20 protein-coding genes are annotated in these 24200 nt (G+C 75.5%); 6 read left to right on the forward strand and 14 right to left on the reverse strand.

Going from position 1 to position 24200, the window contains the following annotated elements; genetic code table 11:
* Positions 1-56: 56 nt before the first annotated feature.
* From GXP71_RS10000 to nirB, 7 genes are all read right to left on the reverse strand, one after another.
* Complete coding sequence (locus tag GXP71_RS10000; protein WP_162352533.1) at positions 57-809, reverse strand: S9 family peptidase; 753 nt, start codon at positions 807-809, stop codon at positions 57-59.
* On the reverse strand, positions 806-1567 hold the full coding sequence (locus GXP71_RS10005; protein ID WP_162352534.1) for a S9 family peptidase: 762 nt from the start codon (positions 1565-1567) through the stop codon (positions 806-808). Before GXP71_RS10005 ends, GXP71_RS10000 begins: the two co-directional genes overlap by 4 nt.
* Positions 1568-1654: 87 nt before the next feature.
* Entirely contained in the window at positions 1655-2413 is a 759-nt protein-coding gene (locus tag GXP71_RS10010; RefSeq protein WP_162352535.1) for a sirohydrochlorin chelatase, read from the reverse strand.
* On the reverse strand, positions 2410-3528 hold the full coding sequence (locus tag GXP71_RS10015) for a uroporphyrinogen-III synthase (protein WP_162352536.1): 1119 nt from the start codon (positions 3526-3528) through the stop codon (positions 2410-2412). The genes GXP71_RS10010 and GXP71_RS10015 overlap by 4 nt, the downstream gene beginning before the upstream one ends.
* The gene (cobA, locus tag GXP71_RS10020; protein ID WP_162354294.1) at positions 3525-4796 is read right to left on the reverse strand and encodes a uroporphyrinogen-III C-methyltransferase; all 1272 of its coding nucleotides are present in this window, start codon (positions 4794-4796) and stop codon (positions 3525-3527) included. The genes GXP71_RS10015 and cobA overlap by 4 nt, the downstream gene beginning before the upstream one ends.
* Positions 4797-4801: 5 nt before the next feature.
* Positions 4802-5212 carry a nitrite reductase small subunit NirD gene (gene nirD / locus GXP71_RS10025; protein ID WP_162352537.1) on the reverse strand — a complete coding sequence of 137 codons (411 nt, stop codon included), beginning with the start codon at positions 5210-5212 and terminating at the stop codon, positions 4802-4804.
* A complete protein-coding gene (gene nirB, locus GXP71_RS10030) occupies positions 5209-7803 on the reverse strand; it encodes a nitrite reductase large subunit NirB (RefSeq protein WP_162352538.1) in 2595 nt (864 codons plus the stop codon). Before nirB ends, nirD begins: the two co-directional genes overlap by 4 nt.
* Before the next feature lie 164 nt (positions 7804-7967).
* On the opposite strand from nirB, the gene GXP71_RS10035 reads away from it, so the two are divergent.
* The 5 genes from GXP71_RS10035 to GXP71_RS10055 all read left to right on the forward strand — a co-directional run bounded on the left by GXP71_RS10035 (position 7968) and on the right by GXP71_RS10055 (position 13039).
* Positions 7968-8519: a DUF1697 domain-containing protein gene (locus GXP71_RS10035; RefSeq protein ID WP_162352539.1), complete on the forward strand. Its 552-nt coding sequence runs from the start codon at positions 7968-7970 to the stop codon at positions 8517-8519.
* Between the two features lie 52 nt (positions 8520-8571).
* The gene (locus GXP71_RS10040) at positions 8572-9549 is read left to right on the forward strand and encodes an ABC transporter ATP-binding protein (protein WP_202924231.1); all 978 of its coding nucleotides are present in this window, start codon (positions 8572-8574) and stop codon (positions 9547-9549) included.
* Positions 9546-10772 carry an ABC transporter permease gene (locus GXP71_RS10045; RefSeq protein ID WP_162352540.1) on the forward strand — a complete coding sequence of 409 codons (1227 nt, stop codon included), beginning with the start codon at positions 9546-9548 and terminating at the stop codon, positions 10770-10772. The genes GXP71_RS10040 and GXP71_RS10045 overlap by 4 nt, the downstream gene beginning before the upstream one ends.
* Before the next feature lie 47 nt (positions 10773-10819).
* A complete protein-coding gene (locus GXP71_RS10050) occupies positions 10820-11266 on the forward strand; it encodes an HIT family protein (RefSeq protein ID WP_162352541.1) in 447 nt (148 codons plus the stop codon).
* A gap of 96 nt (positions 11267-11362) precedes the next feature.
* Entirely contained in the window at positions 11363-13039 is a 1677-nt protein-coding gene (locus GXP71_RS10055) for a molybdopterin-dependent oxidoreductase (protein WP_238402368.1), read from the forward strand.
* Positions 13040-13153: 114 nt separating this feature from the next.
* Here GXP71_RS10055 and GXP71_RS10060 read toward each other — a convergent pair whose 3' ends face one another.
* The 6 genes from GXP71_RS10060 to GXP71_RS10085 form a co-directional block, all read right to left on the reverse strand.
* The gene (locus GXP71_RS10060) at positions 13154-17539 is read right to left on the reverse strand and encodes a bifunctional nitrate reductase/sulfite reductase flavoprotein subunit alpha (protein ID WP_162352542.1); all 4386 of its coding nucleotides are present in this window, start codon (positions 17537-17539) and stop codon (positions 13154-13156) included.
* 31 nt (positions 17540-17570) lie between these two features.
* Positions 17571-18956: an MFS transporter gene (locus GXP71_RS10065; RefSeq protein ID WP_162352543.1), complete on the reverse strand. Its 1386-nt coding sequence runs from the start codon at positions 18954-18956 to the stop codon at positions 17571-17573.
* Positions 18957-19095: 139 nt separating this feature from the next.
* Positions 19096-20208 (reverse strand): ABC transporter ATP-binding protein, encoded by a 1113-nt coding sequence (locus GXP71_RS10070; protein WP_162352544.1) that lies wholly within the window; start codon positions 20206-20208, stop codon positions 19096-19098.
* On the reverse strand, positions 20205-21026 hold the full coding sequence (locus tag GXP71_RS10075) for an ABC transporter permease (protein ID WP_162354297.1): 822 nt from the start codon (positions 21024-21026) through the stop codon (positions 20205-20207). The genes GXP71_RS10070 and GXP71_RS10075 overlap by 4 nt, the downstream gene beginning before the upstream one ends.
* 47 nt (positions 21027-21073) lie before the next feature.
* Positions 21074-21922, reverse strand: coding sequence for a molybdate ABC transporter substrate-binding protein (gene modA, locus GXP71_RS10080; RefSeq protein ID WP_162352545.1), 849 nt, complete (start codon positions 21920-21922; stop codon positions 21074-21076).
* Positions 21919-22323 (reverse strand): molybdopterin-binding protein, encoded by a 405-nt coding sequence (locus GXP71_RS10085; protein ID WP_162352546.1) that lies wholly within the window; start codon positions 22321-22323, stop codon positions 21919-21921. Before GXP71_RS10085 ends, modA begins: the two co-directional genes overlap by 4 nt.
* 110 nt (positions 22324-22433) lie before the next feature.
* On the opposite strand from GXP71_RS10085, the gene ppk2 reads away from it, so the two are divergent.
* Positions 22434-23282, forward strand: coding sequence for a polyphosphate kinase 2 (gene ppk2 / locus GXP71_RS10090; RefSeq protein ID WP_162352547.1), 849 nt, complete (start codon positions 22434-22436; stop codon positions 23280-23282).
* 16 nt (positions 23283-23298) lie between these two features.
* On the opposite strand, the gene GXP71_RS20135 is transcribed toward ppk2, so the two are convergent.
* Positions 23299-24081 (reverse strand): DUF2510 domain-containing protein, encoded by a 783-nt coding sequence (locus tag GXP71_RS20135; RefSeq protein WP_202924232.1) that lies wholly within the window; start codon positions 24079-24081, stop codon positions 23299-23301.
* Positions 24082-24200: the final 119 nt, after the last annotated feature.

The following is a 24200-nucleotide window of genomic DNA, read 5'->3' on the forward strand; positions in this document are numbered from 1 at the left end:
CAGCCGCCGGGCTCCCGCGTGCCGCCGTCGGCCGCGGAACACCCACGCGGCGTCGTTCAGCCGCCGAACCCCTGCGCGAGCACCCCGTCGACCGCGGCCTGCACCTGGTCGCGGTGCGCGGTCGCGAACAGCTCGACGCCGTGCGCGCCGCCCGGCAGCTCGAGGAACGTCGTCGGGTCGTCGAGCCGCGACACCCAGCGCGACGAGCCGACCGCGACGTCCCCGTCGTTCGTCGACGCCACGACCAGGAGGGGCCCGTCGTACGTGCTCGTCTCGGCGCGCGCGTCGACGCCGTCGAAGTCGGCGGGGGGCCCCAGAGCGACGACGGCGACCGCGTCCACCTCGTCGGCGAGCGCCGCGACGTACGTGCCGCCCTTGGACGCCCCGACGAGCGCGACCTGCTCCGCGCCGACCGACCGGAGGACGGCGACCGCTCCGAGCAGCGACGCCGCGGAGTCGGAACCCCACGAGAACGACGCGACGAGGTAGCCCGCGTCGGACAGGCGCGTCAGCTGGTCGGCCCACTGGCACGGCCCGCCCTGGTTCTGCGGCGCGAGGACGACGGCCCGCGTGCCGGAGCCCCGCCAGGCGACGAGCGTCGGGTCGTCCTCCGGGCCGATCGCGGCGGCCGTGGTGCCGTCGGGGAGGCACGGCGGCGCCTCCGCAGGGCGCGACGACGGCGACGGTCCGCCGGCGGCCGCGGCCGAGGGGCCGTCGCTCGCCGGCTCACCACCGCCCGTGCACGCCCCGAGCAGCAGCAGGCCCGCCAGCCCGACGCCCGCGGCACGCACGCCGCCGCGGACGCTCACCCCGTGAAGCCCTGCGCGAGGACGCCGTCGATCGCGACCTGGACGTGCGACGCGTGCTCGCCGTCGAGCAGCGCGACGCCGTGCGCTCCCCCGCTCAGCTCCATGAAGGTGCTCGGGTCGTCGGCGCGCGCGACCTCGCGCGACCCGTCGACGCTCACCTGGCTGTCGTCGGTCGAGGCGATCACGAGCAGCGGACCGTCGTACGTGCTGGCCTCGGACGACGCGTCGATGCCGTCGAACGTCGCGGGCGGCCCGAGCGCGACGACCGCGACCGCGTCGGCCTCGTCCGCGAGCGCGGCCGAGAACGCCCCGCCCTTCGACGCGCCGACGAGCGCGACGTCCTGCGCGCCGACCGACCGCAGCGCGTCGACCGCACCGAGCAGCGACGCCGCCGAGTCGTCGGCCCACGAGAAGGACGCGACGAGGTAGCCCTCGCCCGCGAGGCGGGTCATCTCGTTCGTCCACTGGCAGTAGTCCGCCTGGTCCTGCGGCGCGAGCACGACGCCCTTGCTGCCGGCGCCGGTCCACACGACGACGGTCGGGTCGTCCTCGGGGCCGGTCGCGGCGGCGGCCGAGCCCTCGGGCGCGCAGTCGGGGACGTCGACGGGCCGGATCGCGGGCGACGGCCCGACCGAGACGGTCTCCTCGGGTGCGGCGTCGGGCTCGGGCTCGTCGCCGCCGCTCGTGCACCCGGCGAGCAGGAGCGCTCCCACACCGACGGCGAGCACGCCCGCCCTGACCTTCACGACACTGTGCATGCGGGCATTCCTAGGGGTCGCCCGGACGGCGCACAACCCCGTGTCCACCTGCTGGTTCGTCCCCGCACGGGGCGTGGGCGGGTCGCGTCAGGCCGTCGCGACGCCGTCGGGCACGGCGTCCGCGGCGACGGCGTCGTACCGGTCGAGCACGATCTCCGCGAGGCGGGGGTCCGGTGCGAGCGGGACGCTCACGACGTCGGCGCCGGCCTCCCGCACGCGGTCGTAGAAGTAGCCGGGGGCGAGCAGGTAGGACGCGACGACGACGCGACCGCCCGGACCGAGGTCGGCACGCGCGGCGGCGACGGCGGCGGGCACGCGTGGCTCGGCGCCGGCGCCGTACCCGATCGTGACCGGCTGCGTCAGGCGGTCGGCGAGGCCCGCGGCGACGGCCTCGACCGCGAGCGCGGCCGACGGGTCCGTCGAGCCGGCCGCGGCGAGCACGACCGAGTCGCCCGAGGCCAGCCCGGCGTCGTGCAGCCGTTCGACGAGGACGTCGACGAGGCGCGGGTCGGGGCCGAGCGGCCCGGACGCGACGGCACCGGGCCGGTCGACCGCGGCGGCGATGTCGACCTTCACGTGGAAGCCGACCGACAGGAGCAGCGGCACCACGACGACGCCGCCGCGCTGCTCGGCGAGCGCGTCGGCGACGACGGCTGCGACCTCGGGCACCTGCACGTCGACGAACGCCTCGCGCACGCGCAGCCCGGGACGGGTCGCGGCGACGTCGGCGAGGATCGACCGGATCGCCTCCCGGCCGCCGAGGTCGTCGGTGCCGTGCGAGCACCCGACGAGCACCGGGCCGGTCACCGCCGCTGGCGTCCCCTCGGCGTGCAGCGCGCTGGTCATCGTGCCTCCTCGAGCTCCAGCCGGTAGCCCCGCTTGACCACCGTGCGGATCAGGGCGCGGCTGCCCGACGCCTCGCGCAGCCGCGCGATCGCGACCTCCGCGGCGTGCGGGTCGGTCGAGTCGCCCGGCAGGACCGCGAGCACCTGGTCCCGCGGGACGACGGAGCCGCGCGCGCCGGCGAGCAGCCGGAGCACCTCCAGGCCGCTCGGGGTGAGCGGCAGGACGTGCCCGTCGAGCACCGCCGCCCCACGGTAGACCCGCAGCGGGCCGGCGACGGTCGCGAGGTCCTGCATGCCGCCGTAGTAGGAGACGACGGCGCGGACGAGCGAGCCGAGCCGGCCGCGGTCCGGGACCAACGGCTCGACGCCGCGCTCGAGGAGCGGGCGGGCCGTCACGGGGCCGACGGCGGCCATCACGACGGTGCCCGCGCGGCAGTGGTGCACGATCTCGTCGGCGACGCCCTCGGCCTCGGCGGCCTGCCACCACGCCTCCGCACCCGGGGCCGACGTGAAGACGACCGCGTCGACCTCGCCCGCGGCGACCGCGCGCACGGACGCGGTGACGACGGCCGGGTCAGGCGGCGGACCCCAGCGGTAGACGACGAGGCTCCGTACGCGCGCGCCTGCCGCGGCGAACGCCTCGTCGAGCCCGTCGGCGCCCGCTCCGTGGTGCTGCACCGCGATGTCGTGGCCCGCGACGCCCTCGTCGAGCAGGACCTCGGCGATCTCCGCGCTGGTCTCCGACTCGGCGACCCAGTCGGCCGTGAGCCCCGCGGCCTGGATCGCGCCGCGTGCCTTGGGGCCGCGCGCGACGATGCGGGTGCCGCGGAGCGTCTCGACGAGCGGCTCCGCGAGCCCTGCCGCGTCGGCGGCCTCGATCCAGCCGCGGAAGCCGATGCCCGTCGTGACGACGACCGTGTCCGGGGGGTCGGCGAGCAGCGACCGGGTGCCGGCCAGCAGGGCCGCGTCGTCGATGTGCGGGACCATGCCGAGGGCGGGCGCGTGCCGGACCGCGGCGCCGCGCCGGCCCAGGGCGGCGGCGAGCTCCGCGGACCGGCGGTCCGCGGTGATCAGGACGACGCAGCCGGCGAGGGTCTGGTCGATCGGCTCGCTCACGAGGTCATTGTGTCGCGTGCGGGGACCGCGCCCGTCGGCCGGTCCGCCGTCGGCGCGTCGCCGCGCGCGTCCGGCGCGGCCGCGTCGAGCAGCCCCTCGGCGGCGACGGCGCCGACGACGAGCACGGCGGGTGCGCGGACACCGACCTCGGCCGCACGGGCGGCGACGTCGACGAGCGCGGCGCGCGTGACGCGCTGCGTCGGCAGCGTGCCGTCCTCGACGACCGCGACCGGTGTGAGCGGGTCGACGCCCGCCGCGACGGCCTGCGCGGCGAGATCGGCCAGGACGGTGACGCCCATGAGCACGACGACCGTGCACGACGCGTCGCGCAGCCCGGTGAGCGCCGCGGACGACCAGCCGTCGTGGCCGTTCATCACGTGCACGGCGCCGACGGTCCCGCGGTGCGTGAGCGGGATGCCCGCCGCCGCGGGCGCCGCGAGCGCGCTCGACACGCCCGGCACGACGTCGACGTCCACGCCGGCCTCGCGGCAGGCCAGGACCTCCTCGCCGCCGCGCCCGTAGAGGAACGGGTCGCCGCCCTTGAGCCGCACGACGACGCGGCCCCGCTGCGCCTGCTCGACCAGGATGCGGTTGATCTCGTGCTGCGGCACGGGGTGGTGGCCGGGCGACTTGCCGACGTCGATCACCTCGACCTCGGGGGCGAGCTCGTCGAGCACGCCGACGGGTCCGAGGCGGTCGGTGACGACGACGTCGGCCTGGGCCAGCGCGCGACGCGCGGCGAGGGTCATCAGGTCGACGCGGCCCGGCCCACCCCCGACGAGCACGACGCGCCCGCCGCCGGGGCGCCGCCGTCGGAGGTCGATGCGCCCCTCGCGCAGGTGCGCGTCGACGGCGTCGCGGACCGCGGCGGTGCGGCGCGGGTCGGGGGCACCGGTCGACACGACGCCGACAAGGACCTCGTCGTGCCGGGTCGTCGCGGGCGTGCGGGCCGAGCCACGTGTGCCCGTGCCCGCGTCGACGCAGAACGTCGCGCGCTCGGCGGCCCAGGCGACCACGGCGTCGTCGGTCGCGCGGTCGCCCGTCGCGGTGTGCACGAGCCACGCGCCGTCGAGGTCGCGCGCCTCGACCTCCCGCGACCGCCACTCGACGAGCCCCCAGCGGTGCATGTCGGCGAGCACCTCGCACAGCGCGGGCGCGACGACCACGACCGACGCGGCGTCGGCGAGCAGACCCTGGACGCGGCGGGCGGCGACCGGTCCCCCGCCGACGACGACGACGCGCCGGCCGGCCAGGTCGACGCCCAGCATCGTCGTCACGGGGCCACCGGGATCTCGACCTCGACCACGTCGTCGACGACGCGCACCGGGAAGGTCCGCAGGTCGGCGGGCAGGTCGCGCACGGGCGTCTTGCCGACGCTGTCGAGGCATCGGCCCGTCGTCAGGTCGAACACCTGCTTGTACATGGGCGACGCGACCGTCGGGACCTCGACGTCGTCGACCCAGCGGGACCCGACGATGCCGCGCGACATGACGAAGGCGTCCGAGAACGGGTCGTGCTGGTCGACCGCGAGCACGCGGTCGTCGACGAGCCGGAACAGCGCGACCTGGTGCCCGCCGAGCAGCGCCGCGGCGCCGCGCTCGGGCGCGAGGTGCCGGAGCGCGCAGACGGGCTGCCAGCCGGTCTGGTCGAGCTCGGGCAGCGTGGGGGTCTCGGAGACGGTCATGCGCGCACCTCCAGGGTCGTGCCGGCGACGAGGACGGGTTCGCCGCGGAGCGCGGCGTCACGCTCGTCCGCGGTGGCGGGGCGGGCCTGACCGCGCTCGGGCACGTACGCGAGCGACGGGTCGGGCGTGGCGGGCGCGTTGACGAACGACGCGAACCGGCGCAGCTTCTCGGGGTCCTCGAGGGTCGCGCGCCACTCGTCCTCGTAGGTGTCGACGTGCTGGGCCATCTGCGCGTCGAGGTCCGCCGCGATGCCGAGCGTGTCGTCGATCACGACGCCGCGCAGGGCGTCGACGCCGCCCTCCAGGTCCTCGAGCCAGGGCGCGGTGCGCTGCAGGCGGTCGGCGGTGCGGATGTAGTAGAGGAGGAAGCGGTCGATCGTGCGGATGAGGTCCTCGGTCGACAGGTCCTCGGCGAGCAGCACCGCGTGCTTCGGGGTGAAGCCGCCGTTGCCGCCGACGTAGACGTTCCAGCCCTTGTCGGTCGCGATGACGCCGACGTCCTTGCCGCGGGCCTCGGCGCACTCACGCGCGCACCCCGAGACGCCCATCTTCAGCTTGTGCGGCGAGCGAAGGCCGCGGTAGCGCAGCTCGAGCAGCACCGCGAGCGCCACCGAGTCCTGCACGCCGAACCGGCACCACGTCGACCCGACGCACGACTTCACGGTGCGCAGCGACTTGCCGTACGCGTGCCCCGACTCGAACCCGGCGTCGACGAGGCGCTGCCAGATGACGGGCAGCTGGTCGATGCGCGCGCCGAACAGGTCGATGCGCTGCCCGCCGGTGATCTTCGTGTAGAGCCCGAAGTCCTTCGCGACCTCGCCGATCGCGATGAGCCCCTCGGGCGTGACCTCGCCGCCGGGGATGCGCGGGACCACCGAGTACGAGCCGTCCTTCTGGAGGTTCGCCATCACGTGGTCGTTGGTGTCCTGCAGCGCGGCGCGCTCGCCCTCGAGGACGTGCGCGGGCGCGGTCGTCGCGAGGATCGACGCGACGGCCGGCTTGCAGATGTCGCAGCCGCGGCCCTCGGCACGCGTCCCGAACCGCTCGACGACCTCGGTGAAGGACCGCACGCCCGAGACGCGGACGGCGTCGTAGAGCTGCGCACGGGACAGCGCGAAGTGCTCGCAGAGCGCGTTGCTCACGGTGATGCCCTGCTTGGAGAGCTCGGTCGTGACGAGCTTCTTGACGAGCGGGAGGCACGAGCCGCACGACGTGCCGGCCTTCGTGCACGCCTTCACCGCGCCGACGTCGGTGCAGCCGTGCTCGGTGACCGCGCCGCGGATCGTCCCGGCGGACACGTTGTTGCACGAGCAGACGCCCGCGTCGTCGGGCAGCTCCAGGTCGGGGACGCCGCCCCCGCCGCCCTCGGGCAGCAGGAACGCGGCCGGATCACCGGGGAGCTCGCGGCCGAGCATCGGGCGCAGGCTCGCGTACGCCGACGCGTCGCCGACGAGGACGCCGCCGAGCAGGGTGCGCGCGTCGTCGGACATGACCAGCTTCTTGTAGACGCCCGCGACCGGGTCGGCCCAGACCAGCTCGAGCGCGCCCTCGGTCCGGCCGAACGCGTCGCCGAAGCTCGCGACGTCGACGCCCGACAGCTTGAGCTTGGTCGCGGTGTCCGCGCCCGGGAACTCCGCCGCGCCGCCCAGCAGGCGGTCCGCGGTGACCTCGGCCATCGCGTAGCCGGGGGCGACCAGGCCGATGCACGCGCCCTGGATGCAGGCGACCTCGCCGACCGCGGAGACGTCCGGGTCGGACGAGACGCAGGTGTCGTCGACGACGACGCCGCCGCGCGGTCCGACCTCGAGGCCCGCCGCGCGGGCCAGCTCGTCGCGCGGCCGCACCCCCGCGGCCACGACGACGACGTCGGCGTCGACCCGGCCGCCGTCCGCGAGGTCGAGACGGCCCACCCCGCCGCGGCGGTGCGGGCGGATCCTCACGGTCATCGCGTTGACCCGGACGCCGACACCGATCGTGTTGATGAGCCGACGCAGCGCCTCGCCGCCGCCCAGGTCGAGCTGCGTGTCCATGAGGTGCGAGCCGACCTGCAGCACCGTCGCCTGGGCACCGAGCGCGTGCAGCGCACCCGCCGCCTCGAGGCCGAGCAGGCCGCCGCCGAGCACCGCGCCCCGCACCGGGCGGACCAGGTCCTGCTGGAGCTTCTCGACGTACCCGCGCAGCGCCGCGACGTCGTCGACCGTGCGGTAGACGAACACGCCCGGCAGGTCCGCGCCCTCGGTCGGCGGCACCCACGCGTAGGAGCCCGTCGCGAGGACGAGGTGGTCGTAGGCGTACGTGCGGCCCGACGCGGCGGTCACCGTGCGCGCCGCGCGGTCGATCGCCGTCACGGCGTCGTCGCGGACGAGCGTGACGAGCGGGTCGTCCCACAGCGCGGGGTCGCCGAGCTCGAGCTCCTCGGGCCTGCGGCCCGAGAAGTAGCTCGTGAGCGCGACACGGTCGTACGGGCGGCGCGGCTCCTCCGCGAGGACCGTGATGCGCCAGGCGCCCGCGGTGTCGCGGTCGCGCAGCGCCTCGACGAGCCGCTGGGCGACCATGCCGCCGCCGACGACGACGAGGTGACGTGAGTTCATGGGGGGCTCCGTCGGGTAGGGACGAGGGCGTGCTCCGACGGTAGGAACCGCGTGTTTCGTCCACGGGTGCGCGCGCGTTACCTCGGCGGAACGGTTCTCTCACTCGGACGCGCCCCGGGCTGTGAGCCCGCCCGACGTCGGACGTCGGTGCCAGGCTGTGCGGCATGAGCGCCGTCATCGCCCTGCTGCGGGCCGTCAACGTCGGAGGGCGGACCATGAAGGCCGCCCAGCTGAAGGCCGTCGCCGAGGGCCTGGGTCACGAGCAGGTCGCCACGTACGTGAACAGCGGGAACGTCGTGCTGGTCCCCGCGGGCGGCCAGTCGGCGTCCGACGTCGCCGCCGGGCTGTCGCACGCGCTCGCGCAGGAGGTCGGGTTCGACGTGCCCGTCGTCGCGCGCACGACGGCCGAGTGGGACCGCGTCGTCGGCGTGCTGCCCTTCCCTGCGCAGGCGCGCGAGGACCCGTCGCACCTCGCCGTCGTCTGCTGGGACGACGTGCCCGACGTGGCGTCCGTCCGCGAGTTCGACGCGTCGCGGTACGGCGACGAGGTCGTCGTCTGGCACGGCCGCGAGACCTACGCCTACTACCCGCACGGGCAGGGCCGCTCGAAGCTCACGATCGACGTGCTGTCGCGCGCCGCGGGCCGCGTCGGGACCGCGCGCAACTGGAGAACGGTCCTCGCGCTGCAGCGGCTCGCGCACGAGCGGGACGGCTGATCTCCACCCGAAGACGGAGGGAGCGCCGCGGACGCTCTGCTTGGATCGGTGGGTGGCCACCCTCGCGTTCGACGCGCTGACCAAGGCGTACGGCGACGTCCAGGCCCTGCGGGGCATGACGTTCGACGTGCGCGCCGGCGAGATCTTCGGGTTCGTCGGCTCCAACGGCGCCGGCAAGTCCACGACGATGCGCATCGCGGTCGGCGTGCTCGCCGCCGACTCGGGCACCGTGACGTGGGACGGCCGGCCCGTCGACCACGCCGTGCGGCGGCGCATCGGGTACATGCCGGAGGAACGCGGGCTGTACCCGCGCATGAAGGTCGGCGAGCAGCTCGTCTACCTCGCGCGGCTGCACGGCCTCGACCCCGCCGCGGCGCGCGCGTCGATGGAGCACTGGACCGACGTGCTGGGCGTCGCCGGGCGCCGCGACGACGAGGTGCTCAAGCTGTCGCTCGGCAACCAGCAGCGCGTGCAGCTCGCCGCCGCGCTCGTGCACCGCCCCGAGATCCTGGTGCTCGACGAGCCGTTCTCCGGCCTCGACCCCGTCGCCGTCGACGTCATGAGCACGGTGCTGCGCGAGCAGGCCGCGTCCGGGGTGCCCGTGATCTTCTCGTCGCACCAGCTCGAGCTCGTCGAGCGCCTGTCCGACCGCGTCGGGATCGTGCGTGCGGGCTCGATGGTCGCGGTGGGCGGGATCGACGAGCTGCGCAGCACCGGTGACCGGCGGTGGGTCGTCGACGGACCGCCCGCGGCCGTGTGGCTGCCCGCCGTCCCCGCCGCACGGCTCGGCGACGGCGGCACCGGGACCGACGAGCGCCGCCGCGCGGGAGGCGACGCCGCGGCTGCCGACGGGCGTGTCGTCGTCGAGGCCGTCGCCGGCGCACCCGCGGACCTCGACCAGCAGCTGCTGCGCGCCGCGCTCGCCGCCGGTCCCGTGCGCGAGTTCGCGGTCGTCCGGCCCACGCTCACCGAGCTCTACCGGCACGTGGTGACGGCGGAGACCCCCGAGCAGGCAGGAGCCCGCGCATGACCACGACGCACGACACCGACCTCACCCCGGGTGCCGCGGTGCGGCTCGTCGCGGGCCGCGAGATCAGCACACGCCTGCGCTCGAAGCCGTTCCTGTGGACCACGCTCGCGCTCGTCGCCGCCGTGGTGCTCGCGGGCGTGGTCGCGGGCCTCGTCGGCAACCGCGAGCCCGAGCCGCAGGTCGTCGGCGTCGTCGCCGACGCGTCGGCCGTCGCGGACCCGCTCGTCGCGACCGCGCAGGCGGCGGGCGTACCGGTCGAGGTGCGCGACGTCGACGGGACCGACGAGGGCGAGGACCTCGTGACGTCCGGTGACGTCGACGTGCTCGTCACGGGCGTCGACCCCGCGCTCACCGTGGTCGTGCAGGACTCCGTGCCCGAGCCGCTCCAGCCCGTGCTCGCGTCGCTCGCGCAGCAGGTCGCGCTGGCCGGTGCGGTGACCGACCTCGGGGGTGACCCGGCGGAGGTCGCGGTCGAGGTCGCCGGTGCGACGCCCTCCGTGACGACGCTGGGCTCGCCGCCCGAGGTCGACGGCGCGCAGATCATCGCGGGTTACCTCGCCGGCATCCTGCTGTTCATCGGCCTCATGACGGCCGGGCAGCTCGTCGCGCAGGGCGTCGTCGAGGAGAAGACCAGCCGCGTCGTCGAGCTGCTGCTCGCGACCGTCCGGCCCTGGCACCTCATGGCGGGCAAGGTGCTCGGCATCGGCATCATCGGGCTCGCGCAGGTCGCGCTCGTCGTGCTCGCGGGCGGCGGGACCGCCTGGGCGTTCGGCCTGCTCGACACGACGACGCTCGACCTCGGGGCCACCGCGGCGTGGGCGCTCGTGTGGTTCGTCATCGGCTTCCTCATGTACGCGCTGCTGCTCGCGGCGCTCGCCGCCCTGGTGTCGCGGCAGGAGGACGTCGGCTCCGTGATCTCGCCGGTCCTGTTCGTCATGGGCATCCCCTACGTGCTGGCGATCTCGGTGACGCCGTGGGACCCCGACAACGCGCTCGTGACCGCGCTGTCGTTCGTGCCGTTCTGCGCGCCGATGATCATGCCCGTGCGCGTCGCGCTCGGCGCCGTCGAGACGTGGGAGGTCCTGCTCGCCGCCGGGCTGTCCCTCGCGCTCGTGCCGTTCCTCGTGTGGTTCGCCGGGCGCGTCTACGCGAACGCGGTCCTGCACTCGGGCGGCCGGATGAAGCTCACGGACGCCCTCCGCGGGACGCCCACCGCGGTCTGATCCGGTGCGGTCGTCCGAGATCGCCCGCGAGCGCTTAGCGTGGCCCCATGACGACGCTCTTCACCCAGATCATCGAGGGCGAGATCCCCGGCCGGTTCGTGTGGGCGGACGACGTCGCCGTCGCGTTCACGACGATCGCGCCGATCACCGACGGGCACACGCTCGTCGTGCCGCGTGACGAGGTGGTCGAGCTCACGCAGGCGTCCGACGACCTGCTCGCGCACCTCACGCGCGTCGCGAAGGTCGTCGGTCAGGCGCAGCAGGCCGCGTGGTCGGCACCGCGCGTCGCACTGCTCGTCGCGGGCTTCGAGGTGCCGCACCTGCACCTGCACGTCCTGCCCGCCTGGGACGAGTCGTCGCTGACCTTCGCCAACGCCCGGCACGACGTGCCCGCCGAGGACCTCGACGCCGCCGCCGAGCGGGTGCGCGCGGCGCTGCGTGACGCCGGGCACGGCGCGCACGTCCCCGCCGCGCTCGCGTCGCCCGCGCTCTGACGGCTCGCGCGCCGTCCGTCCGGACCGCTCGCCGGCCCGCCCGTCCTGCCCTGACCCTCGATCCCGCCCCCGCGGGCCGACCGCCTGGAGGCACCCGTGCGACGCAGCGACGGTGCGGCCGCCCTCGCCGGGCTGGCCTCCGGCGTCGTCACACTGGGCGTCGGCTCGCTGGCCGCGGCGCTCACCGGTCCGTCGACCGACCCGCTGATCGCCGTCGGCGCCGCGTTCGTCGACGCGACGCCCGGGTGGCTCAAGGACTGGGCCGCGTCCACGTTCGGGACCGCCGACAAGGTCGTGCTGGGGATCGGCGAGGTGCTCGTGCTCGCGGCGCTCGCCGCGCTCGCCGGGGTGCTCGCCCACCGGCGCTGGGCGTGGGGTGCGACCGTCGTCGTCGCGCTGGGCGCGGTCGCCGGTCTCGCCGCCATGGGGCGTCCGGACGCGGGTGTGCTCGCTCCCCTGCCGGCGGTGCTCGGTGCGGCCGCCGGGCTGCTCGTGCTGCGCGCTCTGCTGCGCCGGATCCCCGCGGGACCGCCCGCCGTCGCCGCGCGCACGCCGGCGGCGACGACCACGGACGTGGACCTGGACGAGGCACGCGACGCCCCGGGCGTCCACGCCTCCGCACCGGCGGCACCGCTCGCGTCCGGCCCGACCGTGGGGTCGCCGTTCCCGCCCGTCCCGCTCGCGGACGGTGACGGGTCCGCGCGCGGCGCGTCGCGGCGCGGGTTCCTCGTCGGAGCCGGTGTCGCCACCGCTGCCGGCCTCGTCGCCGTCGCCGTCGGGCGCGCGCTCACCGGGACGCGGCGGGGCGTGCAGGCGGCGCGCGACGCGATCCGCCTGCCCACGCCCGTGCGGTCGGCGGCGCCGGTGCCGGCGGACGTGCAGGTCGACGTCGCGGGCGTCGGGCCGTGGCGGACACCCGCCGGCGAGTTCTACCGGATCGACACCGCGCTGGTCGTGCCGCAGGTGGACCCCGAGTCGTGGGTGCTGCGCGTGCACGGGCTCGTCGAGCAGGAGGTCGAGCTCACGTGGGCCGAGCTGCTCGCCTCCGACCTCGTCGAGGCGTGGGTGACGCTCGCGTGCGTGTCGAACCCCGTCGGCGGCGACCTGGTCGGCAACCAGCGGTGGCTCGGGCTGCCGATCCGGGAGGTGCTGGCCCGCGCGCGCCCCACGGCGGACGCCGACATGGTGCTGTCGCGCAGCGCCGACGGGTTCACCGCGTCGACGCCGCTCGAGGCGCTGACCGACGACCGGGACGCGCTGCTCGCGATCGCGATGGACGGTGAGCCGCTGCCGCCCGAGCACGGGTTCCCCGTGCGGATGGTCGTGCCCGGGCTGTACGGCTACGTGTCCGCGACCAAGTGGGTCGTCGACCTCGAGGTCACGCGGTTCGACGCCGCGACGGCGTACTGGACGGACCGCGGCTGGTCGGAGCGCGGGCCGGTCAAGACGCAGTCGCGCATCGAGGTGCCGCGGCCGTCCGCGCAGGTCGAGGCGGGTGACGTCGTCGTCGCCGGGACGGCGTGGGCGCAGCACCGCGGGATCGTGCGCGTGCAGGTCCGGGTCGACGACGGTGACTGGCAGGACGCGGACCTCGCGGGCGACGGCGGCGTCGACTCGTGGCGGCAGTGGCGCTGGACCTGGCCGGCCGAGCCGGGCGAGCACCAGCTGTTCGTCCGGGCGTTCGACCCCGACGGCCCGCAGACCGGCGCGCAGCAGGGCGAGATCCCCGACGGCGCGACGGGCTACGACTCGGTCCGCGTGACGGTCGGCTGACGTCACGCCGGGTCGGCACGGCGCACGCCGATCGACGAACGCGCCATCAGCACCGCACGAGCGGGTCAGGCGGACGTGAGGGCGCGTTCGCCGACGGATGGCTGCGCGAGGGCGTCAGTAGACGTCGCGCGCGTACCGGCGCTCGGACGACAGCCGCTTGACGTAGGCGGCCGCGTCGTCGGCGTCGAGCCCGCCGTGCACCGCCACGACCTCGCGCAGCGCCGCGTCGACGTCCTTCGCCATGCGGGACGCGTCGCCGCACACGTACACGTGCGCGCCGCGCTCGAGCCACGCCCACAGCTGCGGACCGTTCTCGCGCATGCGGTCCTGCACGTAGACCTTCGACCGCTGGTCGCGCGAGAACGCCGTGTCGAGCCGCGTGAGGAGGCCGTCGGAGCGCATCGCGTCGAGCTCGTCGCGGTAGTAGAAGTCCGTCGCCGCGTGCTGCTCGCCGAAGAACAACCAGTTGTCGCCCGTGTGCCCGAGCGCGCGTCGCTCCTGCAGGAACCCGAGGAACGGCGCGACGCCGGTACCCGGACCGACCATGACCATCGGCGTGGTCGGGTCGGCCGGAGGGTGGAAGTGCGCGGACGGCTGGACGTACGCGGAGACCGACAGGCCCGGGCCGGCGTCGGCGAGGAACGTCGAGCACACCCCGCCGCGTGCCGCGCCCGACGGCCCCTCGTACCGCACGACGGACATCGTCAGGCGGACGCGGTGCGGGTCGACGAGGGGCGACGACGAGATCGAGTACTGCCGGGGCTGGAGGCGGCGCAGCACGTCCACCCACTCCTGGGCCGTCGCGTCGACCCGCAGCTCCGCGACCACGTCGACGGCCTGCCGGCCCCACAGCCACTTCGCGAGGTCGTTGCGGTTCTCGGAGCGCAGCAGGCGGCGCAGCCGCTCGCTGCCGGAGCGCTCGTGCACGAACCGCAGGAGGTCCTGCGACGGGCGCGTGGCGTCGAGCTCGTCGCGCAGCGCGACCGCGAACGGGACGGTGCCGACGCCCTCGACGGTGACCGGCGCGTCGGCGGCGACACCCGTCACGGCGAGCCACTCCTCGACCACCGACACGGCGTTGACGGGCCGGACCGCGAGCGCGTCACCGGCCGCGTACGGCATCGGCAGCGGCGACTGCGACGTGTCGAACCAGACCTCGCGGACCTCCTTCGCGGAGCCCGGCAGGCTGAGCAGCCGGTTCCCGACGAGGCGCGCGACGCCGGGACGCGCGCGCGTCGCGCGTGCGGGAACGGCCGTGGCCCGCCCGGTCGGGGCGAGGGGGCGCTCGACGACGGTCGCAGCGCCGACGAGCGGCTCACCCGGGCCGCGCGCGTCGAGCGGGTCGCCCGTGGGCCTGACGTCCGGACCCGCTCCCGGGATCGCGCCGGCGCCGGTCACCGCTCCGTCGGCGGGCGGGGCGTCGTCGGCGGGCGCGGCGGGCGCCGCGGGTCCACCGGTGAGGACCGCGACGACGTGCTCGGTCCACCGCTCGGCGGTCTCCTCGTCGCCCGGCTCGCACTCGCCGCGGTCGACGAGCCGCTGCGCGCCCAGCTCCTCGAGCCGCCGGTCGACGCGTCGCCCGTGCCCGCAGAACTGGTCGTAGCTGGAGTCGCCGAGCGCGAGGACGGCGAACCGTGACCCGTCGAGCCGCTGCGCCTCGGGGTCGGCCAGGGCCTCCCAGAACGCGGTCCCGTTGTCGGGTGCGTCGCCGTCCCCGAACGTGCTGGTCACGACGACGAGGTCGGCCCGCCGCGGCAGCGCGCCGACGGCGTCGTCCATCGCGAGGACCTCGGGCGTGCGCCCGCCGTCGGCCAGGCGGGCGGCCACGCGCACCGCGATCTCCTCCGACGTGCCGGTCTGCGACGCCCACAGCACGACGAGCGGCCGGACGGGTGCCGCCTCGCGGACCGGTCCGGCGGTCGCGGCGCCGCGCGACGACGACTGCGGTGCGCGCGAGAACATCCCGGCGAGCAGCCCGTCGACCCAGAGCGCGGACGTGCCGTCGAGCGGTGCGGTCGGCGGCAGGACGGGGGTTCCGGTGACGTCGCCGCCGCCGAGCCCGGCCAGGAAGCCCGCGAGGTAGCGGCGCTCGTCGTCGCCCAGCACGGGGGGTCCGAAGTCCTCCAGCCCGAGCGCGCCCGCGAGCGCGCGCATCGCCCGCGCACCGTCGGTCACGGCGTCGTCGCCCGTCGACCCGTCGGGGCCGTCAGGACCGTCGGGAGCGTGCGAGAAGCGGGCCGGTGTCGTGCCCGCGACGGGCGCACCGGTCGTCGCCGGGGTGGTCGCCGTGGGTGCGGGCGGCGGCGCGACGAGCGTGACGGACACCGCGCACACCTTGAGCTCGGGCTGGTACGACAGCGGGTCGACGGCGTCGTTCGTGACGGCGTTGACGGACAGGTACTCGCCGAACAGGTCGTTCCAGTGGAACGGCGCGAACAGCGACCCGGGCCGCACGCGGTCCGTGACCGCGGCGGGCAGGACGGCCCGGCCGCGGCGGGACGCGACCTCGACGGTCGCGCCGTCGAGCACCCCGAGCCGCGACGCGTCGTCGGGGTGCAGCTCGACGAACGGGCCCGGGTTCAGCTTGCTCAGCTTGGCGACGCGGCCCGTCTTGGTGAGCGTGTGCCACTGGTGCTGGAGGCGGCCCGTGTTGAGCAGGAACGGGTAGTCGTCGTCCGGCATCTCCTTCGCCGGCAGGTGCGGGCGCGGGTGGAAGACGGCCCGACCCGACGGGGTCGCGAACCGCAGCCGCGGGACGGTGCCGTCGTCGCGCACGAGGAGCGGCTGGTGGACCCCGTCGTTGAGGTAGCGGACGGGGTTGCGGGCCGGCCCGTCGGGCGACGCCGACGGCCACTGCACGGGCGCGGCGCGCAGCCGGTCGTACGTCACGCCGCGCAGGTCGTAGCCGGTGCGCGGGTTCGTGGTGCGCCGGATCTCCTCGAACACCTCCTCCGAGGAGGCGTACGCGAAGCCCGGGTACCCCATCGCGGTCGCGACGCGCGCGATCAGCACCCAGTCGGGCAGCGCGTCGCCGGGCGGGTCGAGCGCGCGCCGGGCGAGCGTCATGCTGCGCTCGCTGTTCACCATGACGCCGTCACCCTCGGTCCACATCGCCGCGGGGAGCACGACGTCGGCGTACGCGTTGGTCTCGGTCTCGGCGTACACGTCCTGCGTGACGACGAGCTCGGCGTTCTCCAGGCCCTCGATGACCGTGCGCCGGTTGGCGACGGACGCGACGGGGTTGGTGCAGATCACCCAGCACGCCGTGATCTCGCCGTCGGCCATGCGCTCGAACATCTCGATCGTGCCGCGCCCGACGCCGTCGGACCGGATCGTGCCCGCGGGCAGGTCCCAGAGGTCCTCGACGAACGCCCGGTCCGCGGGGTCGAGCACCGTGCGCTGGCCGGGGAGGCCGGGGCCCATGTAGCCCATCTCGCGGCCGCCCATGGCGTTCGGCTGGCCCGTCAGGGAGAAGGGCCCGCTCCCCTGCCGGCAGATCGCGCCCGTGGCGAGATGGAGGTTGACCAGCGCGTTCGTGTTCCACGTGCCGTGCGTCGACTGGTTGAGCCCCATCGTCCAGCACGACACCCAGTTCTCGGCCCCCGCGATCAGCGCCGCCGCAGCCCGCAGGTCCGCCTCCGGGACACCGGTGATCCCCGCGACGACGTCCGGCGGGTAGTCCGCGAGGAACGACGGCATCGCGTCCCAGCCCTCGGTGTGCGCGGCGACGAAGTCCTCGTCGACCGCGCCCGCCTCGACCAGCAGGTGCAGGAGGCCGTTGAGCAGCGCGATGTCGGTGCCGGACCGCACCTGGAGGAACAGGTCGGCCTTGTCGGCGGTCGCCGTGCGCCGCGGGTCGACGACGATCAGCTTGGCGCCCGCCTTGACGCGGTCGAGCAGCCGGAGGAACAGGATCGGGTGGCAGTCGGCCATGTTCGCGCCGATCACGAGGAAGACGTCCGCGTGGTCGAGGTCGTCGTACGACCCGGGCGGCCCGTCCGAGCCGAGCGAGAGCTTGTACCCGGTGCCCGCGCTCGCCATGCACAGCCGCGAGTTCGACTCGATCTGGTTCGTCCGCAGGTACCCCTTGGCGAGCTTGTTCGCCAGGTACTGCGCCTCGATGCTCATCTGCCCCGACACGTACAGCGCGACGGCGTCGGGCCCGTCCCGGTCGACGATCTCCCGCAACCGCCGCGCGACCGTCGCGATCGCCTCGTCCACGTCTGTCGGGACGGGCTCCGACCCGCGCTCGGGGCGGACGAGCGCGGTCGACAGCCGCCCGCCCGCCGCGAGCAGGTCGGCCGTCGTCGCGCCCTTCGTGCAGAGCCGCCCGTGGTTCGCCGGGTGCGTCTTGTCCCCGCTCGCCCTGCGGACCGTGCGGCCCGCGCCGTCGTCGACGACGTCGAGCAGCACGCCGCAGCCCACACCGCAGTACGAGCACACGGTCGCGACCTGGGTCGTCGCCGTGTGCTCGTGCTGCGCGGTCGCGATCGCCGTCACGCTGGGATGTCCTCCGGGGCCGGGGGCGGGGTCAGATGACGGTCGAGCCGAAGGCCGAGCCGCGACGCCGGTAGACCGCCCACGTGGTGAGGGCCATGACCGCGTACGTCCCGACGATCACCCAGAGTGCGGCCTGGATGTTCCCGGTCAGTGACGTCGAGACGGCGAACCCGCGGGGCACGAGGAACCCGCCGATCGCGCCGACGGCGCCGGCGATGCCGATGCAGCCCGCCGCGGCCTTGGCGCGGCTCGCGCGCGTCTCGTCGGTCGCTCCGAACCGGAACACCGCGGGGATCATCCGGTAGACCGAGCCGTTGCCCGCGCCCGTCGCGACGAAGAGCAGCAGGAACGACAGGAAGAAGCCGAGGAAGTGGTGCGCCCGCAGCGCGACGATCGCGCCGACCGTCCCGGCGGCCATGACCGCGAAGGCGGCGATCGTGACGGTCGAGCCGCCGAACCGGTCCGCGAGGATGCCGCCGACTGGCCGCGCGACCGAGCCGACGAGCGCCCCGGCGAACGCGATCGACAGCGTCACCTCGGGGAACTGGGCCTGGAGCAGCGTGGGGAACGCCCCGGAGAACCCGATGAACGAGCCGAACGTCCCGATGTAGATGAACGAGATGATCCACGTGTGCTTGTCGCGCGTCGCGACCCCGTACGCCCGCGGGTCGGCCTTGGCGTTCGACAGGTTGTCCATGAACCGCCAGGCCAGGAACGCGGCCAGGATCGCGAGCGGGATGAACATGAGCCCCGCGCGCTCGAGCTGCAGCCCGGCCGCGCCGACGACGACGAGCGGGACCGCGAGCTGCACCGCGGCCGTGCCGATGTTGCCGCCCGCGGCGTTGAGGCCGAGCGCCCGGCCCTTCTCCGCCTCCGGGTAGAAGAACGAGATGTTCGCCATCGACGACGCGAAGTTGCCGCCGCCGACGCCCGCGAGCGCCGCGATGCCGAGCAGCGCGCCGAACGACGTCTCGGGGTTCTGCACCGCGATCGCGAGCGCGCTGGTCGGCACGAGGAGCAGGAGCGCGGACACGATGGTCCAGTTGCGCCCGCCGAACAGCGGGACCGCGAACGTGTAGGGGATGCGCAGCGACGCACCGACGAGGCTCGGCACGGCGATCAGCCAGAACATCTGGTCGACGGTCAGGTCGAAGCCGGCGGCGGGCAGCCGCGGCACCACGATGCTCCACAGCGCCCAGACGGCGAACCCGAGGAACTCGGCGAAGATCGACAGGCCGAGGTTCCGCGCGGCGATCGCCTTGCCGACCGAGCGCCACTGGGCGGTGTCCTCGGGGTTCCAGCCGTCGATCCAGCGGCCGGGGCGGACGGTGAGCGGCGCGCCGGTCGCGACGGGGGTCGCTCCGGTGGTGGTCGTGGTCGACGCCTCGGCGTCGGGGGTCGCGAGCGGTGTCGCCATGAGGACCTCCGGGAGGGATGGGGGCTCGGACGCAGGCGACGCTACGAACGGCATGTTTCGTCCCACCCACCGGGTGCGTTGCGCGCCGGGAACAGTTCCCGCACGGGGTGCCGGACGCGGCTGTGAGGTCGCGGCCGCGTCAGGGCAGCGGGCGGAGGCGCTGCTGGGTGTGCGGCACGGTCAGCACGAGCGGTGCACCGACCCGCAGGTCGAGCACGGCGAGGTCGGCCGGGCGGACGTCGACCAGGACGTCCCCGCTGGTCCGGACCCGCACGCCCGTCGTCCCCGGCTCGAGGTCGACGACGCGGGTCTCCCAGCGTGCGACGCCCGTCGCGGGGACGTCCGCCCGCGCGGCCCTGTGCACCTCCACCGCGGACGGCGCGAAGGTCAGCCGGGCGGGTGTCCCGGCGACGAGGCCCGGCGGGCACGGGACGCGCAGCCCGTCGGCGGTGACGAGCACCGGGCCGGACCTGTCGTCCGCGACGGCCCCGAGCAGGAGGTTCGTGCCGCCCAGCGCCGCGGTGAACGGGTGCGCGGGGTCGGCGAGCACGTCGACGGGCCGGCCGCGCTCCACGAGCGTGCCGTCGACGAGGACCAGCACCTCGTCGGCGAGCGTGAGCGCGTCGACCGCGTCGTGCGTGACGAGCACCGTCGCGGTCCCGGTGGCGCGGACCTGCTGCCGGACGACGTCCCGCAGCGCCGCGGCGGTCCGGACGTCGAGCTGCGCGAACGGCTCGTCGAGCAGCAGCGCCGCAGGGCGGGCGGCGAGCGCACGCGCGAGCGCGACGCGCTGACGCTGCCCACCGGAGAGCGCGGCCGGTCGTCGGTCCGCGAGCCCGCCGAGGTCGACGCGGGCGAGCCACGCGTCCGCCTCCGTCCGTGCCGACCGGGCGTTCCCGCCGCCGCGCGCCCGCGCCGCGAAGGCGACGTTCTCGCGCGCGGTGAGGTGCGGGAAGACGAGCGGGTCCTGGCCGAGCAGCCCGACGGACCGGCGCTCGGGACGCACGACGGTCGCGCGGCCCCCCGCGGGGACGTCGGTGAGGACCCGGTCCCCCGTCCGGACGGTGCCGTCGTCCGGGACGAGCAGGCCCGCGAGGACGTCGAGCAGCGTCGACTTTCCCGCACCGTTCGGGCCGAGCACCGCGACGACCGTCCCGGGCTCGACGTGCAGGGCGGCGTCGAGCGTGAACCGTCCGCGGCGGACCCGGACGTCCGCGACGAGCGCACCCGGTGCCTCCGGCCGCCCGCTCACGCCGCCCGCCCGGGTCGCCACGCGCGCGCCGCGAGCAGCACCGCGACCGCGGCGGCGACGAGCAGGAGCGACAGGGCGACGGCGGTGCCCTGCGAGACGCCCGCGCCGTTGAACGCGGCGTAGATCGCGAGCGGCATGGTCCGGGTGACGCCCGCGGTGCTGCCCGCGAACAGGGCGGTCGCGCCGAACTCGCCGAGCGCGCGTGCGAAGCACAGCACCGTGCCGCTGACCAGGCCCGGCGCGACGAGCGGCAGCGTCACGCGGCGCAGCACCGTCCACCGGCCCGCGCCGAGCGTCGCCGCGACCGTCTCGTAGCGGGTGCCGATCGTGCGCAGCGCCCCCTCGACGCCCAGGACGAGGAAGGGCATCGCGACGAACGTCTGCGCGATGACGACGGCGAGCGTCGTGAACGGGACGGTCACGCCGAACCACGTGTCGAGCGCCTGCCCGAGCAGCCCTCGTCGGCCCAGGAGGAACAGCAGCGCGATGCCGCCGACCGTCGGCGGGAGGACGAGCGGGAGGGTCACGAGCGCGCGCAGCACGTCGGCCGTCCACCCGCGGGACCGGGCGAGCACCACGGCGAGCGGCACCCCCAGCAGCAGGCACGCGACGGTCGACACGGTCGACGTCGCGAGGGACAGGCCGAGCGCGGACAGCGCCTCCGGCGACGTGACGTCGGCGGGCAGCGACCCCCAGTCGGCGCGCACGACGAGCGCGACGACCGGCAGCACGAGGAGCGCGAGCGCGAGCGCCGCGGGCAGCCGCAGCAGCAGCGGGGTCACGCCGACCGGACGGTCCGCGGGCCGCGACGCCGGCACGTCCCCGGCCGTCGCGGCCGAGGTGCCGGGGGGTGGCGCCACGGTCGTCACGGCGCGACGAACCCCCGGTCGGCGAGGACCCGCTGCCCGGTGTCCGAGAGCACGAGGTCGACGAACGCCTGCGCGACCGCGGCGTCCTGCGACGCGCGGTCGCCCGTGCCGAGGACGGCGATCGGGTAGCGGTTGACGACGTCCGCGGCCTCGTCGACGTCGACCCCCTCGACGTCGTCACCGGCCGCGAGCACGTCGGTGCGGTAGACGAGCCCGGCGTCGGCCTCCCCCGCCGCGACCTTGGTGAGGACGGCGGTGACGTTCTGCTCCTCGCTCGCGGGTGTCAGGCTCACACCGGCGGACTCCACGACCTTCTGCGACGCGGCGCCGCACGGCACCTGGGCGGCGCACAGCACGACGCGGCCGCCCGACGACGCGAGCGCCGCGAGGTCGGCGACGGACGCGACCCGGTCCGGGTTGCCGGCCGGGACGACGATCTGGAGCGTGTTCGTCGTGAAGACCGTCGGTGCACCCTCCACGAGGCCCGCGTCGTCGACGGTCGCCATGGTGTCCTCGTCCGCGGACGCGAACACGTCGGCGCGGGCGCCCTCCACGAGCTGCGTCGCGAGCGTCGAGGAGCCGTCGTAGGTGACCGGCTGCACGTCGACGCCGGGGTGCTCGGCCGCGAAGCGGGCGGTGAGCTCGTCGAAGGCGCCCGTGAGCGACGCGGCCGCGAAGACCGTCAGGGTGCCGGTGAGGTCGTCGCCCGTCCGGCTCGCCGACGAGGCGCGCGTCGGGCCGGCGTCGGGCGACGAGGTCGCGCACCCGGCGAGCACGACGAGCCCGACGACGGCGCCGACGACGGCTCCGACGAGCGTGCGGGCGGCCTGACGACGACCGGTCATCGGCCGCCTCGCGACGTCTCGACGACGACGTTCGTCGCCTTCACCACCGCGACCGCGAGGGACCCGACCTCGAGGCCGAGCTCCCGCACCGCCTCGGTCGACATGAGCGACACCACGCGGAACGGGCCGCACTGCATCTCGACCTGCGCCATGACCGTGTCGGTGACGACCCGCGTCACGAGCCCGGGCAGCCGGTTGCGCGCGGACGTGCCGCGCGACGTGGGGTCGGCGGGCGCGTGGGCGCGCTCGACCGCGACGACGGCGAGCGCGGCACCGTCGACGGTCGCGCGGCCGGCGTCGTCGGGCGCGGCGTCGAGCACACCCGCGTCGACCCAGCGGCGGACGGTGTCGTCGCTCACGCCGAGCAGCTCCGCAGCCTCGCTGATCCGGAAACGCGTCACGAGCAGCGATCGTAGTCCGCATCTGCGGCTCGAAGGGCGTCAGCGTCCCGCATGGGCGGAGATCGTGGGATCGAGCCGCGCGGAGCCCCGACCAGCAGTAGCGTCCGGTCATGGCGAAGAAGGGCAAGGGCGCCAAGCGCCACGACGGGAAGATCTCGAACGACGTCTACGAGGCCGAGCTGTTCCGCCTCCAGGCCGAGCTCGTCAAGGTCCAGCAGTGGGTGCGGCACACCGGGGCACGCGTCGTCGTGATCTTCGAGGGACGCGACGCGGCCGGCAAGGGCGGCACCATCAAGCGGATCAGCGAGTACCTCTCCCCCCGCGTCGTGCGCATCGCGGCGCTGCCCACGCCGACCGAGCGTGAGAAGGGCCAGTGGTACTACCAGCGCTACGTCGCACAGCTGCCCGCCGCGGGCGAGGTCGTGCTGTTCGACCGGTCCTGGTACAACCGCGCGGGCGTCGAGAAGGTCATGGGCTTCTGCACGCCGCAGGAGTACTCGCGGTTCATGCGGCAGACGCCGATCTTCGAGCAGATGCTCGTCGAGGACGGGATCCTGCTGCGCAAGTACTGGTTCTCGGTGTCCGACTCCGAGCAGCTGCGGCGGTTCAAGTCACGCCTGAACGACCCGGTCCGGCAGTGGAAGCTGAGCCCGATGGACCTGGAGTCGATCAGCCGGTGGGAGGACTACTCGCGCGCCAAGGACGAGATGCTCGTCCACACCGACGTCCCCGCGAGCCCGTGGTACATCGTCGAGTCGGACGTCAAGAAGCACGCGCGGCTCAACATGATGTCGCACCTGCTCTCGACGATCCCGTACACCGACGTGCCGCACGAGGAGGTGCACCTGCCCGACCGGCCGGCGGCGTCCAACGGCTACCAGCGCCCCCCGCGCGAGCTCTCGACGTACGTCCCGGACCACGTCGCGCAGCTCATGGGCGACCCGGAGAAGCACCTCTGAGTCACATCCCGAGCGGTCACGTCCCGAGCGAGATCTCCAGCCCCAGCGACAGCAGGTACAGCAGCGCGGCACCGATCGACAGGCACAGCCCGACGACCGAACGCGCCATGCCGACCGCCGTCGGGTGCCCGTCCCGCCGGATCGCGCGCGCCCGCGCCACACCCTTCGCCCCGACCCAGATCGCGAGCCCCGACGCGACGACGTACGGCGTGAACAGCATGATCACGAGCACCACGACGCCCGCGACCAGCGCCCACGTCGCGAACTTGTTGGTCGCGTCGACGGGCGCCCCCCACGGCGCACCCGGCGCGGTCGGCGTCCCGCCCCACGGTGCGGGGTTCGCCGGGACCCGGCCGAACGCACCACCGGGCGCGTAGCCGCCGACGGTCGACGCGGCCGCGTAGCCCCCCGTCGACGCCGGTGCGTAGCCCCCGCCCGTCGACGCCGGTGCGTAGCCGTCCACCGTCGACGCGGGCGCGTACGAGCCGCCTGCGGCGGCACCCGACGCGTACGTGCTGCCGGGGGTCGCGGGGCCGGCCGACGGGGAGCCCGTGGCGCCCGGGGCGGACCACCCGGACTGCTGCGGGCCCCACGTCTGCGCCGCCGCGACCTGCGGTACGACGGCCGTCGCCGCGGTCGGCGCGGCCGGTCCGGCAGCGGGGAACCCGGGCGCGACCGCCGCCGTGACGGGCCGCGGCTCGACGTGCTCCGTCCAGCGACCGCCGTCCCACCACCGCAGCTGCGCCGCGTCGTGCGGGTCGGGGTACCAGGCGGCGGGCGGGGACGCGGGGGTCGTCATGGAGGGCTCCTCGGCGGCGGGACGGACGGACCTTAGCGTCGGGACGTCGCGCGCGCGGCGGCCGCGGGCCAGGACCACCGGATCGGCCCAACCGGACGACGACCGTGGTGGACGAGGCC

The sequence above is a fragment of the Cellulomonas sp. H30R-01 genome, from assembly GCF_010119915.1.
In the GTDB taxonomy this organism is placed as follows: domain Bacteria; phylum Actinomycetota; class Actinomycetes; order Actinomycetales; family Cellulomonadaceae; genus Cellulomonas; species Cellulomonas algicola.

Excerpts from the sequence above, each read along its gene's own strand:
- cobA (WP_162354294.1), bottom strand. The coding sequence starts at position 4,796 with ATGCTGGGCGTCGACCTGGCCGGCCGGCGCGTCGTCGTCGTCGGCGGG.
- GXP71_RS10050 (WP_162352541.1), top strand. The coding sequence starts at position 10,820 with ATGACGACGCTCTTCACCCAGATCATCGAGGGCGAGATCCCCGGCCGG.
- GXP71_RS10005 (WP_162352534.1), bottom strand. The coding sequence starts at position 1,567 with ATGCACAGTGTCGTGAAGGTCAGGGCGGGCGTGCTCGCCGTCGGTGTG.
- GXP71_RS10045 (WP_162352540.1), top strand. The coding sequence starts at position 9,546 with ATGACCACGACGCACGACACCGACCTCACCCCGGGTGCCGCGGTGCGG.
- GXP71_RS20135 (WP_202924232.1), bottom strand. The coding sequence starts at position 24,081 with ATGACGACCCCCGCGTCCCCGCCCGCCGCCTGGTACCCCGACCCGCAC.
- GXP71_RS10010 (WP_162352535.1), bottom strand. The coding sequence starts at position 2,413 with ATGACCAGCGCGCTGCACGCCGAGGGGACGCCAGCGGCGGTGACCGGC.
- modA (WP_162352545.1), bottom strand. The coding sequence starts at position 21,922 with ATGACCGGTCGTCGTCAGGCCGCCCGCACGCTCGTCGGAGCCGTCGTC.
- nirB (WP_162352538.1), bottom strand. The coding sequence starts at position 7,803 with ATGAACTCACGTCACCTCGTCGTCGTCGGCGGCGGCATGGTCGCCCAG.
- GXP71_RS10065 (WP_162352543.1), bottom strand. The coding sequence starts at position 18,956 with ATGGCGACACCGCTCGCGACCCCCGACGCCGAGGCGTCGACCACGACC.
- ppk2 (WP_162352547.1), top strand. The coding sequence starts at position 22,434 with ATGGCGAAGAAGGGCAAGGGCGCCAAGCGCCACGACGGGAAGATCTCG.
- GXP71_RS10035 (WP_162352539.1), top strand. The coding sequence starts at position 7,968 with ATGAGCGCCGTCATCGCCCTGCTGCGGGCCGTCAACGTCGGAGGGCGG.
- nirD (WP_162352537.1), bottom strand. The coding sequence starts at position 5,212 with ATGACCGTCTCCGAGACCCCCACGCTGCCCGAGCTCGACCAGACCGGC.